Source organism: Desulfovibrio sp. 86 (assembly GCF_902702915.1).
Classification (GTDB): domain Bacteria; phylum Desulfobacterota; class Desulfovibrionia; order Desulfovibrionales; family Desulfovibrionaceae; genus Desulfovibrio.
Genome location: NZ_LR738849.1, coordinates 691,278 through 705,885, shown reverse-complemented (window position 1 = coordinate 705,885; position 14,608 = coordinate 691,278). Strand labels below are relative to the sequence as shown.

Annotated in this window: 12 protein-coding genes; 5 read left to right on the top strand and 7 right to left on the bottom strand. The window is 59.1% G+C overall.

Features of this window, described 5'->3' with window-relative positions; translation table 11 throughout:
• Positions 1 to 405: 405 nt before the first annotated feature.
• Entirely contained in the window at positions 406 to 972 is a 567-nt protein-coding gene (ahpC, locus tag DESU86_RS02995; RefSeq protein ID WP_179979690.1) for an alkyl hydroperoxide reductase subunit C, read from the bottom strand.
• 406 nt (positions 973 to 1,378) lie between these two features.
• Between ahpC and DESU86_RS02990 the strand changes: the two genes are divergently transcribed.
• Both DESU86_RS02990 and DESU86_RS02985 read left to right on the top strand, forming a co-directional pair.
• The gene (locus tag DESU86_RS02990; RefSeq protein WP_179979689.1) at positions 1,379 to 1,843 is read left to right on the top strand and encodes a Fur family transcriptional regulator; all 465 of its coding nucleotides are present in this window, start codon (positions 1,379 to 1,381) and stop codon (positions 1,841 to 1,843) included.
• A gap of 432 nt (positions 1,844 to 2,275) precedes the next feature.
• Positions 2,276 to 2,512 (top strand): FeoB-associated Cys-rich membrane protein, encoded by a 237-nt coding sequence (locus DESU86_RS02985; RefSeq protein WP_179979688.1) that lies wholly within the window; start codon positions 2,276 to 2,278, stop codon positions 2,510 to 2,512.
• A gap of 644 nt (positions 2,513 to 3,156) precedes the next feature.
• On the opposite strand, the gene DESU86_RS02980 is transcribed toward DESU86_RS02985, so the two are convergent.
• Positions 3,157 to 3,555, bottom strand: a complete 399-nt coding sequence (locus DESU86_RS02980; RefSeq protein WP_179981699.1) for an acyl-CoA thioesterase — start codon at positions 3,553 to 3,555, stop codon at positions 3,157 to 3,159.
• A gap of 123 nt (positions 3,556 to 3,678) precedes the next feature.
• On the opposite strand from DESU86_RS02980, the gene DESU86_RS02975 reads away from it, so the two are divergent.
• Positions 3,679 to 4,755, top strand: a complete 1,077-nt coding sequence (locus tag DESU86_RS02975; protein WP_179979687.1) for an MltA domain-containing protein — start codon at positions 3,679 to 3,681, stop codon at positions 4,753 to 4,755.
• Between the two features lie 280 nt (positions 4,756 to 5,035).
• On the opposite strand, the gene hcp is transcribed toward DESU86_RS02975, so the two are convergent.
• The 5 genes from hcp to DESU86_RS02950 all read right to left on the bottom strand — a co-directional run bounded on the left by hcp (position 5,036) and on the right by DESU86_RS02950 (position 10,169).
• Positions 5,036 to 6,661: a hydroxylamine reductase gene (gene hcp / locus DESU86_RS02970; protein WP_197957574.1), complete on the bottom strand. Its 1,626-nt coding sequence runs from the start codon at positions 6,659 to 6,661 to the stop codon at positions 5,036 to 5,038.
• An 89-nt stretch (positions 6,662 to 6,750) separates the two neighbouring features.
• Positions 6,751 to 7,098, bottom strand: a complete 348-nt coding sequence (locus DESU86_RS02965; RefSeq protein ID WP_179979685.1) for a cupin domain-containing protein — start codon at positions 7,096 to 7,098, stop codon at positions 6,751 to 6,753.
• A gap of 65 nt (positions 7,099 to 7,163) precedes the next feature.
• Complete coding sequence (locus DESU86_RS02960; protein ID WP_179979684.1) at positions 7,164 to 7,853, bottom strand: Crp/Fnr family transcriptional regulator; 690 nt, start codon at positions 7,851 to 7,853, stop codon at positions 7,164 to 7,166.
• Positions 7,854 to 8,149: 296 nt separating this feature from the next.
• Positions 8,150 to 9,700, bottom strand: a complete 1,551-nt coding sequence (locus tag DESU86_RS02955; RefSeq protein WP_179979683.1) for a polysaccharide biosynthesis/export family protein — start codon at positions 9,698 to 9,700, stop codon at positions 8,150 to 8,152.
• A gap of 85 nt (positions 9,701 to 9,785) precedes the next feature.
• Positions 9,786 to 10,169 (bottom strand): DVU3141 family protein, encoded by a 384-nt coding sequence (locus tag DESU86_RS02950; RefSeq protein ID WP_179979682.1) that lies wholly within the window; start codon positions 10,167 to 10,169, stop codon positions 9,786 to 9,788.
• A gap of 322 nt (positions 10,170 to 10,491) precedes the next feature.
• Between DESU86_RS02950 and DESU86_RS02945 the strand changes: the two genes are divergently transcribed.
• Entirely contained in the window at positions 10,492 to 11,517 is a 1,026-nt protein-coding gene (locus DESU86_RS02945) for a molybdopterin-binding protein (protein WP_363928289.1), read from the top strand.
• A gap of 146 nt (positions 11,518 to 11,663) precedes the next feature.
• Complete coding sequence (locus tag DESU86_RS02940) at positions 11,664 to 14,387, top strand: molybdopterin-dependent aldehyde oxidoreductase (RefSeq protein WP_179979680.1); 2,724 nt, start codon at positions 11,664 to 11,666, stop codon at positions 14,385 to 14,387.
• Positions 14,388 to 14,608 lie beyond the last annotated feature (221 nt).

Genomic DNA, 14,608 nt, shown 5'->3' with positions numbered 1-14,608 from the left:
AGGGTCTCCTCCCCCACGCCCCCACCCCCTAAAACTTTTATCGTAGTGTGGCACGGCGCTAAGTGTTGTTTGCTCCATAGCCCGGCAGGCGCATGTTTTTCCCCAATCCGTGCTTGTCAGCAAAAAGAAACCACCCGCAAGTTGCGGGTGGTTTCGGTTAGAAGGTAAGCAAGAGGAGGAGGAATGGATGTTATGGGGCTGACAAAGTAGAGCAATTTCTCTAGCGATGCTGTCGCCATCCGTAAGGCTTCTTCGTCGCCTAACGGCTGCCGCTTGAAATTGCTCTGGTGGATGCGTGAGCAGACGCCCGCCGCGGAGGTGTAAGCGCTATTTATTTGCGCTGTTACGCGCCGGAGCGGGCGTCTTGGAAGCATTGAGAATAGATATTCTCAATGCGAAAATGCTCTAGAGCTTGCCCACCAGATCCAGGCCAGGTTTCAGGGTGGCCTTGCCGGGCTTCCAGCGGGCGGGGCACACCTGGTCGCCGTGTTCGGCCACAAACTGGGCGGCCTCAAGCTTGCGCAACAGTTCTTCGGCATTGCGGCCGATGCCAAGGTCATGCACTTCATACGCCTTGATGACGCCCTCGGGGTTCACGATAAAGCTGCCCCGCAGCGCCTGCCCTGCGCCTTCAATGAGCACGTTGAAAGAACGCGCCAGCGTGCCCGCGCAGTCGGCAAGCATGGGATACTTGACCTTGGCGATGTTGGGCGAGGCGTCCGCCCAGGCTTTGTGCACAAAGGCGCTGTCGCAGGAAACAGAATAAATTTCGCAATGGAGCTTCTTGAAGTCGTCGTACATTTCTGCAAGGTCTTCAAGCTCTGTGGGGCACACAAAGGTAAAGTCCGCCGGGTAGAAAAAGAAGACAGACCAGTGCCCCAGCAGGTCGAGGTCGCAGACGGTTTTCAGTTCGCCAGCCTGATATGCCTGGACTGAGAAGGGTTCCACTTTTGCGTTGATCAGATTGGACATGATGCTTTCCTTATTTTGGCGGACGGCTGCGTCGTCCGGAAGCAAGTGGGGTGGTTCTTTTTGAAAACAGTATTCAATCTTATTATGCCTGTCAAGAAAATGCAAAAGTTTCTTGAAAGGCTGGATATGAATTGCGTGTAGTAGAGAATAGCCCGTTCCCAAACGTGGAAATGTACCTTTCCTGTGTTAAGCTCTCCCGGATGTGGGGGCAAAGTGGTCGCGCTTATGGATTTTTCAGGATATCCGTCCCGAACAGGCATGTGTAATCCATTGCTTTTTGCCCAAAAGTGCGTCACAAATAACACTGTAGCCTGAGGGAAAAAGCGGATCCGTCAAAAAACAGAGCCTGTTTTACGTGGCGCGAACCGAGAAAATATTTTAGTGTGGATTCGGGGGTAGGCAAATTATGACTACAAAACAGCGTGACGCCTGCCTGGCGGACTTTCTGGAGTTCATGAACCGCAAGGGCTTGAACACCACCTCGCAGCGGCGCATTATCGCCGAAGCTTTTTTTGAGCTGCCGGGCCACCATTCGCTTGAAGAATTTTATCAGCACATCTTGCAGCGTGATCCTGGTATCGGGCAAACCACGGTATACCGGACGCTGAAACTGCTCTGTGATGCCGGAATGGCTATGGAAATCCACTTCAGCGACGGCATCACCCGTTACGAAGTGGCCAAGCCCGACAGCCATCACGACCACCTTGTGTGCCTGCAGTGCGGAAAAATTGTGGAGATATGCGACCCGCGCATTGAAAAACTGCAGCGCGAACTGGCTGAAAAATATGGATTCAAGCTGCGGGGGCACGTGCATAATCTTTACGGATTGTGCGAAGCCTGCCGGGCTGAAGCTGCCGAAAAAGACAGCTAGAGCAATTTCACGTTGAAATCGCTCTGGCGACTGTGTGAGCAGACGCCAACCGCGAAGGTACACGCGCAGCTTCGGTCGCTGCCGCAGGGCTTGCCTGAACCGTTGATGGAACCGTCAACGGTTCAGGCAAGCCCTGCGGGCAACGGCTGCCGCGAAGACCGCACCGCTTTTTCCTGCGTGGTTAAGCGCCGGGGCGAGCATACCTTCCCCTTTGAGAATATGCATTATCAAAGGTAATTTGACCCGGTCAGGTTCCTTCCGGCTTTCGTCTGTTCCCTGTTCTGCCAGAGGCATGAAGGGCAGGGCTGTCACCCCACCCCCAAAAAAATTGCACACAATTCTGGTTACGCATGAATACGTAGCCGCATCTGGTTCTGACGAACTTGACATTCATTTTCGTTGGGCGCAGTATTCTTTCATGAGGTGATTCACATGGACGCACAATTGATTGTCGTGGCGCTTTGCATTGCGGGTGCGGCATTTTTTATTATTCGCCGCATGGTTCGGGCGGTAAATAAAGGCCAGTGCGGCTGCGGCTGCGACGGCTGCGGCAGTCCCGGCAAATCCAAGGACATGGCCTGCTGCTCGTCAAAAAGCGCGGAGTCGGCCGCTGAAGCCCAAAGGCTGGAAGCTGCCCGTATTGATCCCATTCATCGGAAGGATGCATAAACCCCTGTAGGAATTTGCCGACGCTGCCTGCCTCGGGAGCGTCCGTCATGGCCTCCATCCCGGCCGAAAACGGCTCCGCTTCCGATGTCTGGTTTTGCTCCCTGGCAGCGTCCGGCATCCCCCCGTGTCATAGCCCCCTCCGCTCGTTGCCTGGCCTGGTTGTGCAGCGTCAGACAGCGAGATAGTACAGCCCCGGAGTTTCCTCCGGGGCTGTCATTATTGGTAATCCAAAACCGCCTGCATGGCGGATGGTTTTGATTGTTGCGCATGCGTGCCGGACTGATCCCCCTTGGCGTTTGCCGTCTCTGAAGCAAATACCTTTTGGGATGGTGTGCGCCTGGCAAGGCGCTGTCTCTGGAGCCCTCGCCTCAGGGCACCACTTTCTTTGCTCGATACGAGAACCATACACTAAGAGTTTTAGGGGGTGGGGGCGTGGGGGAGGGACCCTTTTGCAAAAGGGTCCCTCCCCCACAAAGCTTTTCATCCCTCCCTCACAGCGCTTGGCCCACAGCGCTTGGCCCACAGCGTCTGGCCCACAGCGTCTGGCCCACAGCGTCTGGCCCACAGCGTCTGGCCCACAGCGCTTGGCCCTTGCGGCTGCGTGGGTAGGCGCGTTCAATCTTTGCGAGATATATTTTAAACAGTTATTTATCCTGGCTGTCTGAAAAACTCAGGTTTCTGAACCAGTCCGGCACCGGAACGGGGCGTCCTTCCTTGTTTACCAGCGCATGCTGCGTCATGCCGGTGGCCAGCAGGCGCGTCTTGTCCTCGCTCCATATCTCATATACAAAGCGCATGGAGGCTCGGGTCCACTCGCTGATGCCCGCGCGCACCAGAAGAAGATCGTCATAATGGGCCGGGGAACGGTAGCGGCACTGCGCTTCACGCACGGGTAAAATGAGGCCCCTTTTTTCAACTTCAGCGTAGCTCATGCCGCAGCGGCGGATGTATTCGCCACGGGCGCGCTCGAAAAGATGCAGATATTCAGCATAATAAAGAACGCCCATCGTGTCCGTTTCTCCGTAAGAAACGCGGTGAGGCATCCATATATCAGGGGTGGGAAAAGCGTCATGCACGAGAAATCTCCTTATGTATATGCGCCGTGCGCGCCGGAGTCGATCCGGGAGCCGGGCGTCCGCAGGTGCGGATTTGCGGCATTGTTGCTCATGTGTCTGGTACTGGGGGCCTGCGCCAAAACGGTTGCCCCTCCGGCGCCGGAATACGTGGGGCCTCCTGTGGGCTTTGAAAGCCCCGAATTTTTTGTGAGCTGCCTGCGGCCCGTCAACCAGGATCTGACCAGTTGGAAGGACATGGCTCCTACCGTGCGCAAGTCTTTGCTCTATGTCAACAGCAAGCCCCAGGGGGCCATTGCCGTGCAAAGGCCCGGTCTTACCGTGACCTGGGGCCAGCTTTCGCGCACGCTTACCCGCCTCCAGGAACTTTTGCCCCGTCTGGACAAGGAGCCGGGGCTTTTTCTCGCCAATTTTACCTGGGTGGAAGTGCCTGACGGCATAAAGTATTCGGGCTACTATGAGCCCATGGTGCGCGCCAGCCGTACGCGCAAGCCCGGCTATACCCAGGCCATTTACGGGCTGCCGCCGGATCTCAATTCCGTGATAGCCAAGCGTGGCCGCTATCATGACCGCCGTACCATTGAGGAAAAGCAGGTGCTGGCTGGCAAAGGGCTTGAACTGGCCTGGGCCGCCGACCCCGTGGACGTGTTTTTTCTGGAAATTCAGGGTTCGGGCCGCCTGGTTTTCGACGACGGCACCCAGGCGTTTGTCAATTACGCGGGGCAGAACGGGCACAAGTACAAGAGCTCGGGCCGCATCATGCGTGAAAAAGGTCTGCTCAGGCAGGGCGACATTTTTGAGCAGCGCCAGTGGTTCAAGGATAACCCGCACCGCGTGCGCGAAATACTCAACGATAATCCGAGCTACGTCTTTTTCAAATACAGCGGGCGCGGCCCCACAGGGGCCATGGGTCAGGTGGTGGACGACTGGCTTTCACTGGCCACGGACCGCACCTTCATACCCCTTGGTTCAATCGTGGCCTATGGGGTGAACATACCTGACCAGCGGCGCGGCAAGTTCCCCCTGCGCGGCATAGGCTTTGCCCAGGACGTGGGCGGAGCCATCAAAAAGAACCGTATCGACGTGTTCTGCGGCGGCGAAGAGCGCGGCAACTTTGTGGCCAGCCACCTGGACGCCAAGGGCCCGGCCTGGGTGCTGTTGGCGAAATAGGGGCGTCGGCGCGGACTGCCCGATACGCGCAAGAAGTTTCGCGGTGAAATGCTTTGTGGGGGAGGGACCCTTTTGTAAAAGGGTCTCCTCCCCCACGCCCCCTCCCCCTAAAACTCTTATTGTGAATACAGCGAGTTGTCTGATCTGGGCGGGGTTCCCGATACAGCGTCTTCAAGGCATCACATCATCTCAACGGTTATTTGTTCTGGCTGACAGAAATGACAAGGCGCGCCCCTTACGGGGCGCGCCTTTCTGCGTGTATGGGGAATGCCCGTGGGAACTAGCCGAGGAAGGCCTTGAGGTCGTCCTGTGCGGTGCTCACGCCGCCGATATTGAACTGTTCCACCAGTACCTTGACCACGTTGGGCGACAGGAAGGCGGGCAGGGTGGGTCCAAGGTGGATGTTCTTGACGCCAAGGCTGAGCAGGGCCAGCAGTACGATGACGGCCTTCTGTTCGTACCAGGCGATGTTGTAGACGATGGGCAGGTCGTTCACGTCCTCAAGGCCGAAAACTTCCTTGAGCTTGAGGGCGATGACGGCCAGGGAGTAGGAGTCGTTGCACTGCCCGGCGTCCAGCACGCGGGGGATGCCGCCGATGTCGCCCAGGGCGAGTTTGTTGTAGCGGTACTTGGCGCAACCGGCGGTAAGGATGACGGTATCCTTGGGCAGGCCGGCGGCAAATTCCGTGTAGTAGTCGCGGGATTTGGCGCGGCCGTCGCAGCCGGCCATGACCACGAACTTCTTGATGGCGCCGGACTTCACGGCGTCAATGACCTTGTCGGCCAGGGCCATCACCTGATTGTGGGCAAAGCCGCCGATGATCTCGCCGGTCTCGATTTCCGTGGGCGCGGGGCAGTTCTTGGCATGGGCGATGATGGCGCTGAAGTCCTTGTGTTCGCCGATTTCACCGGGGATGTGCTTGCAGCCCGAGAAGCCCACGATGCCCGTGGTGTACACGCGGTCCTTGTAGCTTTCCTTGGGGGGCACAAGGCAGTTGGTGGTCAGCAGGATGGGGCCGTTGAAGCTTTCGAATTCTTCCTTCTGCTTCCACCATGCGTTGCCGTAGTTGCCCTTGAAGTTGGCGTACTTCTTGAAGGCGGGGTAGTAGTGGGCGGGCAGCATTTCAGAGTGCGTGTACACGTCAACGCCCGTGCCTTCGGTCTGCTGGAGCAGCATTTCAAGGTCGCGCAGGTCGTGGCCGGAGATGAGGATGCCGGGGTTGGAACCCACGCCGATGTTGACCTTGGTGATTTCGGGATGGCCGTAGGCGCCGGTGTTGGCGGCGTCAAGCAGGGCCATGGCCGAAACGCCGAACTTGCCGGTTTCAAGGGTAAGACCCACGAGGTCGCCCACGCTCAGGCTGTCGTCCAGGGTTTTGGCAAGGGTTTCCTGCATGAAGGCGTCAAGGCTGTTCTCATGCTTGCCCAGCACGTCGGCATGTTTGGCATAGGCGGCCATACCCTTGAGGCCGAAGGTGATGAGCCAGCGCAGGGAGCGCAGATCGTCGTCAGTGGTGGCCATGACGCCCACGGTTCCCGCCTTGGCGAGCATGGCGGACTTGTCGGTGGCGTCCCACAGGGCGGCGTCGCTAAGGCCGGTCTTGTCGCCGAGGGTGGCGGCCAGTTCCTTCTTGGCCTTACAGGTCATGCGGATGCGTTCGGCCAGAATGTCGTCGTCAAAGTTGGCGTTGGTGATGGTGGCAAAAAGGTTGCCCACGATCAGCTGGTCTATCTTGTGGTCAATGGTCTTGCCTTCGGCGCGCAGGCGCGTGGTGATCTGGCCAAGGCCCTTGGACACGTAGATCAACACGTCCTGAAGCGCGGCGGTTTCAGGCTTTTTGCCGCACACGCCGACCTGGGTGCAACCTTTGTTACCTACGGTTTCCTGACACTGATAGCAGAACATGGCATTACTCATGGTGGTATCCTTCTTGCGGCTCCGTTGCGGCGGAGGCTTGGGTGAACCCGCGCATGGCGGGCACGGCGCTATAAGTTTTATTGATTTTCTGTGGGAAAAACGACCATCAGCAGCATTTTGAAGCGTTCGGTCGCGCTGACGGCATGCGGGTGTCCGGCGGGCATGACTATGGCTTCGCCTGCCTTGAGAACGGTGGGTTGCCCATCGATGCTGACCTGCCCCTGACCGTCCAGGGCCAGGACAAAGGCGTCGCCTGTGGAGGTGTGTGCGCTGATTTCCTCGCCCTGGTCAAAGGCGAAAAGCGTCATGCTCACAGCGGCGTTCTGAACAAGAGTCTTGCTGGCTATCTGCCCGGGCTGGTACGCCACCTGCGCTGCAAGGGGCAGGGCCGTGGCGTAATCGAGATTTTTGAGGAAGCGTTGCATGATCCCCTCCTTGGCTTTGACGATTCCTGTATAGCAAGGGGGAGTCAGCGAGTCCGTAACATATGTTACGGAACAAAATAATCGTAAAATTCTTTCAGCCGTTCGGGGTGGGGCAGGACGATGGCTTTGCCGCGTACGTCCAGCAGCCCTTCGTCACGCATGGCCGCCAGTTCCCGCGAAAGGGACGGGCGCGTTACACCAAGAAAATCAGCCATCTGTTCACGGTTCATGCCCAGATTCACTGCCCCGTCCGGGGTGCGGTGCTCCAGCAGAAGGGCGGCGATCTTGCGCCGCAGACTGCCGGATGATAGCAGCGATACCCGGCGTGTTAAAAAAAATGCCTTGCGCGCAAAGACCGAGAGCATGTTGCGGATGATCTGCGCGTGCATGGCGCAACGCTTTTCACAGGTAGAATAAAAGAACTTGGCGGGTATGGCCAGAACCCGTACCGGGCTTTCGGCCTGCACGCTACAGCCGTAGGTGGTCTGATCAAGAAAAACATACACTTCGCCGAACAGATCGCCAGGGCTGTCAATGCGGGCCATGACCGCGCGTCTGCCGTCGGCGCTGTCGCGTCCCACCGTGACGGAGCCCTCCAGCAGGACGAACAGACGGGTGGGCGAATCGGTTTCGCAAAAAACCATGCCCCCCCTGCCGTATTTCTCCTCCACAGCGCCGCTGCAACCCAGACAGAGTCTGGCTTCATCGGCTGTCATATGTGCGAAAAGGTCACAGTTTTTCAGGGCCTGATCCATGCGTCCTTCCTGTCCTGAAGAGAAAACCGGCATTGATCCGGAGTCATGCCGATCGTAAGCTTGGAAGCAGTGTACACTAAAGCCCATAAAATGCACACCTCTAAGTTTGGCTTGACCGGGCCGTGGACGCCAAAACCATGCGGCGACTTGGGGCGGGGCTTGCGCGCCGCTGGTTTGGAGCATTGCACCCTGATGGAGGGGCAAAGCCGTACCTCGCTGTTTTCGTGGGGGTGCAAAACAAAAAGCCCGTTTCCGGGCTTTTTGTCGTTGTGATCGTTTGTGGTGCGGGGCGGGTGTTACAGCGTGGGCAGCCCCAGCAGCACTCTGGCGGAAATGGCCACCTGCATGAGCACCTGAGAGATGTCCTTGACGGCCTGCATGCTTTTGGATTCCACCTTGGGCAGCACCAGTATCTGGTCGCCAGCCGAAATGTGGCTGCCGCCCTGCGTCACCGAGCCGTTCTGGTGCATGACAAGAATCTTGTCGCTGTCCGCGCGGTTGGTCAGGCCGCCCGCGCTCTTGATGTAGTCGTCCGAATCCTTCTTCTTGGCCCAGAGCATGGCCTGGGGAACCATGACCTCGCCGCTGACCAGCACAACGTCGCTCTTGGTGGGGATGACGATGATGTCTCCTTCCTCCAGGCTCAGGTCGGCCTTGTCCGGGCCGCCTTCGAGCACCACCACGCCTTCTGGTTCCACAGCCTTGGCGCGCTCCACAAACTTGGACACCATTTCGGCTTCCTTCGCGCGGATCTGCGCTTCATCGGTGCTGGCCGAAGAGGCGGTGAGGGCGGTTTCTTCCAGGCGGCGCAGGGAATCGGCAATGGCCTTCTTTTGCCGCACGGCCACGCTCTTGCGCTTGATGTACATGGCGTCAAGGTTGGCGCGCTCAGGTTCCACGGCAATGAAGTTCTTCACGTCGCGCAGGCGCGCGCCCTGACGTACGGGAAAGCGCGAAGCGCCGCGCACCGCGCCCTGGACTTCAATCATTATGGTGTTGCCCGAGGCGTCGGCGATGAACTGCACCTTGTCGCCGTCTTCAAGACGCAGGTTGCGCAGGTCTTTCAGGGGCAGATAGGTGCTGTAGGGCGCGCCGTTGCGTGTGCCGTTGAGGGTGATGTGCGAGGCGCGGCTTTCGGGTTCGGCCAGATCGATGAGAGCCGCCCCGGTGGCCTGCCCCTTGGGAAATTCAAAAAGCGCCGCATTGCGCACCACGCCCGTGGCCGTGACTGTGGGGCCTTTTTCGCCCACCACCAGCGTATCGCCGTCCTGCAGCCGCACGGCGGGCAGCACGCCCTTGCGGGCAAAGGGGTAGAGGTCAAGGTTGGCTACGGATTTTCCGTCGCGCATAAGATGGATGTCGCGGTAGCTTCCGCGCACAGGGTCAAGGCCGCCTGCCTTGTCCAGAAAGCTGAGCATGGGATCGTTGGGGCCGCCGGTGTAGCTGCCGGGGCGGGCTACGCCGCCGGTCACAAAGATGGACACAGGCCGGGCGTCCAGGGGTGCGGCGTAGATCTGCACGTCGGGGTGCCCGTTGGCGGACAGCTTGCTGCGCAGGGCGTCAATCAGCTTGTCGTAGGCAAGCCCTGCTGCGGGCATATCACCCACTTCGGGCAGGTTCATGTGCCCGTCCGGCCCCACGGTCAGGGTGCGATCAACGTTAAGGTCGCCACCCCACAGACGCACCACCACCCGGTCGCCGGGAGCGATGACGGAGCCTTCCTTGTTGTGGGCGAAATTGCCCTGAAAAAGATTGGCCGCGTAAGGCCGCACGTTGTCATCGGCCCGGGCTGCGCCACAAAGGGTCAACAGCGCCAAGATGGCGAGAAAGTAGTGTTTTTGCAGCATGGTGTTCCAAAGGATAAGACGCGCGGTTTCGCGGCTGAGCCGCGCCGCGCGCCTGCAATAGTTTCGGGGTCAGCCCCCGCTGAAATTACGGCTTGGAGATACCCTGTCCCCATACTCTGGGAGCCATGATCCAACGTCCCTGTTCGTCCTGGCAGATGACCACCACTTCGGCTTCCTTCTGCCCGGCCAGTACTGTGCCGCGTTTGCAGTTTTCCCCCTTGGCCGAGGTAAAGACTTCGTCAACGCTCACGTTTACGCCCTGGCCGAACTGTACGTCGTCCACAACGGAGGTCTGGCCGGGAGTGGAAAGTATCATGAAGTTTTCCACAGGGCCAGGGGGCGTGTCAGCCTTCTGCGGGTTGTCGCCAAAGCCGCAGGCGGCCAGGGGCAGGGTGAGAAAAAGTGCGGCAGCCAGTGTGGCCAGCCGGTGAAAGCGCTGTGTGCGTGACATACCGAGGTTTGTGTTCATGCGGACTCCTGACGGCGGCGAGTCGCTGCGCCATGATCATCTGACGTGATTTCGGATCATTTTCTTCCACTCCCTGTCGCAGAGAATGCGTGCTCTGTCAATTCCCGCAGGGTATTATATCTTTTAACTAGGGTTTAATAGTCACGCTTTTTGTCAAAATGGAGAAAATCAAAACGTAACACATAAGATACCAGTTGTTTATTGTGTCCACACTTTATAAATCCTGAATTTTATTTTGCATTTTGTTGTGAGGGTGGTATTATCTGCCTAATCTGAGCATCAGATCAAGCATCATTCAGGAGTATTCATGGCAAAGCCTTGCATGAAAACCATACATGTTCATGACGCAGTGGGTAGTGTTCTTTGTCACGATATAACGCGGATTGTACCCGGTGAGAGCAAGGGGCCGATCTTCAGCAAGGGCCATGTGGTACGGCCCGAAGATATCAAGGTGCTGCTCGAAGTAGGCAAGGAGCATCTTTATGTTTTCGAACCGCTCCCCGGCATGGTTCATGAAAATGACGCCGCCTCCCGCATTGTGGCCGCCACGGTGGGCAAAAACCTTGTGGCCGGGGAACCCAGGGAAGGGCGCATCGATCTTTTGGCCGCATGTGACGGCCTGTTGCGTATTGACGTGCCTGCGCTGACCAGGATCAACAGTCTGGGCGAAATTACCATAGCCACGCTGCACAGCATGCAGTTTGTGGCCAAGGGGCGGGCTGTGGCGGGCACGCGCGTGGTGCCGCTCATGATTGAGGAAGAAAAGCTGCGCCGCATGGAGGCCAGCGTCAGTGGCCCCGTCATGGAGGTGCTGCCTCTTGCGCACGCCAGGGTGGGCGTGGTGACCACTGGCAGTGAAGTGTACTACGGCCGCATTCAGGACGCCTTTGGGCCAGTGCTGCAAAAAAAGTTCGCCAAACTGGGCAGTACTGTCATGGGGCAGACCCTCACCAGTGACGAGGTGTCCATGACGGCGTCCGCCATTGTGGATTTTTTGCATCAGGGCGCGGACATGATCGTGGTCACGGGCGGCATGTCCGTTGACCCGGACGATCGCACGCCCACGGCCATCCGCGCTTCCGGAGCGGAAGTGCTCAGTTACGGCGCGCCCGTATATCCGGGAGCCATGTTTCTTCTGGCCTATGCAACCGGACCGCGCGGCTCCGTGCCCGTTTTGGGTCTGCCGGGCTGCGTCATGTACCACAAGGCCAGTATTTTCGACCTGGTGGTGCCGCGCCTGCTGGCCGGCATCAAGGTCACGCCCGAAGATGTGGCGGCCCTTGGGCACGGCGGTTTTTGCTCGGGTTGCCCTGAATGCACGTACCCCATGTGTCCTTTTGGCAAATAGAGGCGCGGGCGCAACGGTATCACAGTCAAAATATCATTCTGTTTTCTGGAAGAGCAGCACGGCGTGCACGCCGGTCAGCCACGGCCCTGAGCGCGGATATCCCGCGTCGGCAAATACACAGGCATTTATTAATAAAGGAGTCGCGCATGGAACCAAAAACTCTAGTAGTGAACGGCATACCCCGGCGTTTGCTGGTCAGCCCCAATGATACCCTGGTGGACGTGCTGCGCAGCCAGTTGCAGCTCACCAGCGTCAAGGTCGGCTGCGGCAAAGGGCAGTGCGGCGCTTGTACCGTCATTGTTGACGGCAAGGTGTCGCGCGCCTGCATCATCAAGATGAGCCGCGTGGCTGAAAATGCAGCCATAACCACGCTTGAAGGCATCGGTACGCCCGCCTGCCTGCACCCCCTGCAGCATGCCTGGATACAGCACGGCGCGGCGCAGTGCGGTTTTTGCACCCCCGGTTTCATCGTGTCGGCCAAAGCTTTGCTGGACGAGAACATCAAGCCCAGCCGTGAAGACGTGCGCGACTGGTTCCAGAAGAACCACAATATCTGCCGCTGCACGGGCTACAAGCCCCTGGTGGACGCCGTCATGGACGCGGCCGCCATCATGCGCGGCGAAAAAACCGTTGAAGAAATCAGCTTCAAGATGCCTGCCGACGGCCGCATCTGGGGCACCAGCATCCCCCGTCCCAGCGCTGTGGCCAAGGTCACGGGCGTGGCCGAATTCGGCGCGGACGCCGCAGGGCGTATGCCTGAAGACACCCTGCATCTGGCCCTGGCCCAGGCCAAGGTGTCCCATGCCATCATCAAGGGCATCGACACCGCCGAGGCCGAAAAAATGCCCGGCGTGGTCAAGGTGCTGACCCACAAGGACGTGAAGGGCAAAAACCGCATCACGGGCCTCATCACCTTCCCCACCAACAAGGGTGACGGTTGGGAACGCCCCATCCTGAACGACCAGAAGATCTTCCAGTACGGCGATGCCCTGGCCATCGTTTGTGCCGACTCCGAGGCCAATGCGCGCGCCGCCGCTGAAAAGGTCAAGTTTGACCTGGAGCTGCTGCCCGAATACATGAGCGCTCCCGAAGCCATGGCCCCTGACGCCATTGAAATCCACCCCGGCACCCCCAACGTCTATTATGATCAGTTTGAAGAAAAGGGCGGCGATACGGCTCCTTTCTTCAACGACTCCAATAATGTCGTGATCGAGGGCAGCTACTACACCCAGCGCCAGCCGCACCTGCCCATCGAACCCGACGTGGGTTACGGCTACATCAACGAGCAGGGCCAGGTGGTCATCCACTCCAAGTCCATCGGTCTTCACCTGCACGCGCTTATGATCGCTCCCGGTCTGGGCCTGGAATTCCCCAAGGATCTCGTGCTGGTGCAAAACACCGCGGGCGGCACCTTTGGCTACAAATTCAGCCCCACCATGGAAGCGCTCATCGGCGTGGCCGTCATGGCCACCGGTCGTCCCTGCCACCTGCGCTACAACTATGAGCAGCAGCAGAACTACACCGGCAAGCGTTCGCCCTTCTGGACCACGCTGCGTTACGCGGCCACCAAGCAGGGCAAGATCCTCGCTATGGAAACGGACTGGAGCGTTGACCACGGCCCCTATTCCGAATTCGGCGACCTGCTCACCCTGCGCGGTGCGCAGTACATCGGCGCTGGCTACGGCATCGCCAACATTCGCGGCCAGGGCCGCACCGTTGCCACCAACCACTGCTGGGGCGCGGCTTTCCGCGGTTACGGCGCGCCGGAATCGGAATTCCCCTCTGAAGTGCTCATGGACGAACTGGCTGAAAAGCTCGGCATGGATCCCTTCGAACTGCGCGCCCTGAACTGCTATAAGGAAGGCGACACCACGCCCTCTGGCCAGGTTCCTGAAGTCATGAGCCTGCCTGAAATGTTCGATAAAATGCGCCCCTACTATGAAGAATCCAAAAAGCGCGTGAAGGAGCGTTCCACCGCCGAAGTCAAGCGCGGCGTGGGCATCGCCCTTGGCGTGTACGGCGCTGGCCTTGACGGGCCGGACACCTCCGAGGCCTGGGTTGAACTCAACATGGACGGCAGCGTGACCCTGGGCAACTCCTGGGAAGACCACGGTCAGGGCGCGGACGCCGGTTCGCTGGGCACGGCCCATGAGGCCCTGCGTCCCCTGAAGATCGCCCCCGAAAAGATTCACCTGGTCATGAACGACACCAGCAAGACCCCCAACTCCGGTCCTGCGGGCGGCTCGCGTTCACAGGTGGTCACGGGCAACGCCATCCGCGTGGCCTGCGAAATGCTTGTTGAAGGCATGCGCAAGCCCGGCGGCGGCTTCTTTACTCCTGAAGAAATGAAGGCCGAAGGCCGCCCGCTGCACTATGACGGCAAGTGGAGCGCTCCGGCCAAGGACTGCGACGGCAAGGGCCAGGGTTCGCCTTTCGCCTGCTACATGTACGGCCTGTTCCTGTCCGAAGTGGCTGTTGAAGTGGCCACCGGCAAAGCCACCGTGGAAAAAATCGTCTGCGTGGCCGACATCGGCACCCTCTGCAACAAGCTTGTGGTGGACGGTCAGATCTACGGCGGCCTCGCCCAGGGCGTTGGCTTGGCTCTTACCGAAGACTACGAAGACCTCAAGAAGCACAGCACCATAGCCGGATCGGGCGTTCCCAGCATCAAGATGATCCCCGACGATATGGAAATCGTGTATGTGCAGACCCACCGCAAGGACGGCCCCTTCGGCGCTTCCGGCGTGGGCGAAATGCCCCTCACCGCCCCGCATGCGGCCATCATCAACGGCATCTACAATGCCTGCGGCGCGCGCGTCCGGCATTTGCCCGCGCGTCCCGAAAAGGTCTTGGAGGCCATGCCCAAGTAGGGTAAGGTTATAACAAAGGAAAAAACCGGGAGGAGGGCCGCAGCGGCTGGCAGCGCCATGCCCGCTGCCCCCTCCTTCCGGACCCTCACCCGCAAAGATCACTGGTTTGTCTGGCGCGCAGGGGTACAGGCTCTTGTGGCGCATTGTCCTTACGTTTGAGCGGGGTTTTCGGGGGCTCCCCCGAAAATCCCGCATTTTTGCGGGCAGGGAATACGTCAGTC

Coding starts and splice junctions, on each gene's coding strand:
- ahpC (WP_179979690.1), bottom strand. CDS start 972: ATGTCCAATCTGATCAACGCAAAAGTGGAACCCTTCTCAGTCCAGGCA.
- DESU86_RS02990 (WP_179979689.1), top strand. CDS start 1,379: ATGACTACAAAACAGCGTGACGCCTGCCTGGCGGACTTTCTGGAGTTC.
- DESU86_RS02985 (WP_179979688.1), top strand. CDS start 2,276: ATGGACGCACAATTGATTGTCGTGGCGCTTTGCATTGCGGGTGCGGCA.
- DESU86_RS02980 (WP_179981699.1), bottom strand. CDS start 3,555: ATGCCTCACCGCGTTTCTTACGGAGAAACGGACACGATGGGCGTTCTT.
- DESU86_RS02975 (WP_179979687.1), top strand. CDS start 3,679: ATGTGTCTGGTACTGGGGGCCTGCGCCAAAACGGTTGCCCCTCCGGCG.
- hcp (WP_197957574.1), bottom strand. CDS start 6,661: ATGTTCTGCTATCAGTGTCAGGAAACCGTAGGTAACAAAGGTTGCACC.
- DESU86_RS02965 (WP_179979685.1), bottom strand. CDS start 7,098: ATGCAACGCTTCCTCAAAAATCTCGATTACGCCACGGCCCTGCCCCTT.
- DESU86_RS02960 (WP_179979684.1), bottom strand. CDS start 7,853: ATGGATCAGGCCCTGAAAAACTGTGACCTTTTCGCACATATGACAGCC.
- DESU86_RS02955 (WP_179979683.1), bottom strand. CDS start 9,700: ATGCTGCAAAAACACTACTTTCTCGCCATCTTGGCGCTGTTGACCCTT.
- DESU86_RS02950 (WP_179979682.1), bottom strand. CDS start 10,169: ATGAACACAAACCTCGGTATGTCACGCACACAGCGCTTTCACCGGCTG.
- DESU86_RS02945 (WP_363928289.1), top strand. CDS start 10,492: ATGAAAACCATACATGTTCATGACGCAGTGGGTAGTGTTCTTTGTCAC.
- DESU86_RS02940 (WP_179979680.1), top strand. CDS start 11,664: ATGGAACCAAAAACTCTAGTAGTGAACGGCATACCCCGGCGTTTGCTG.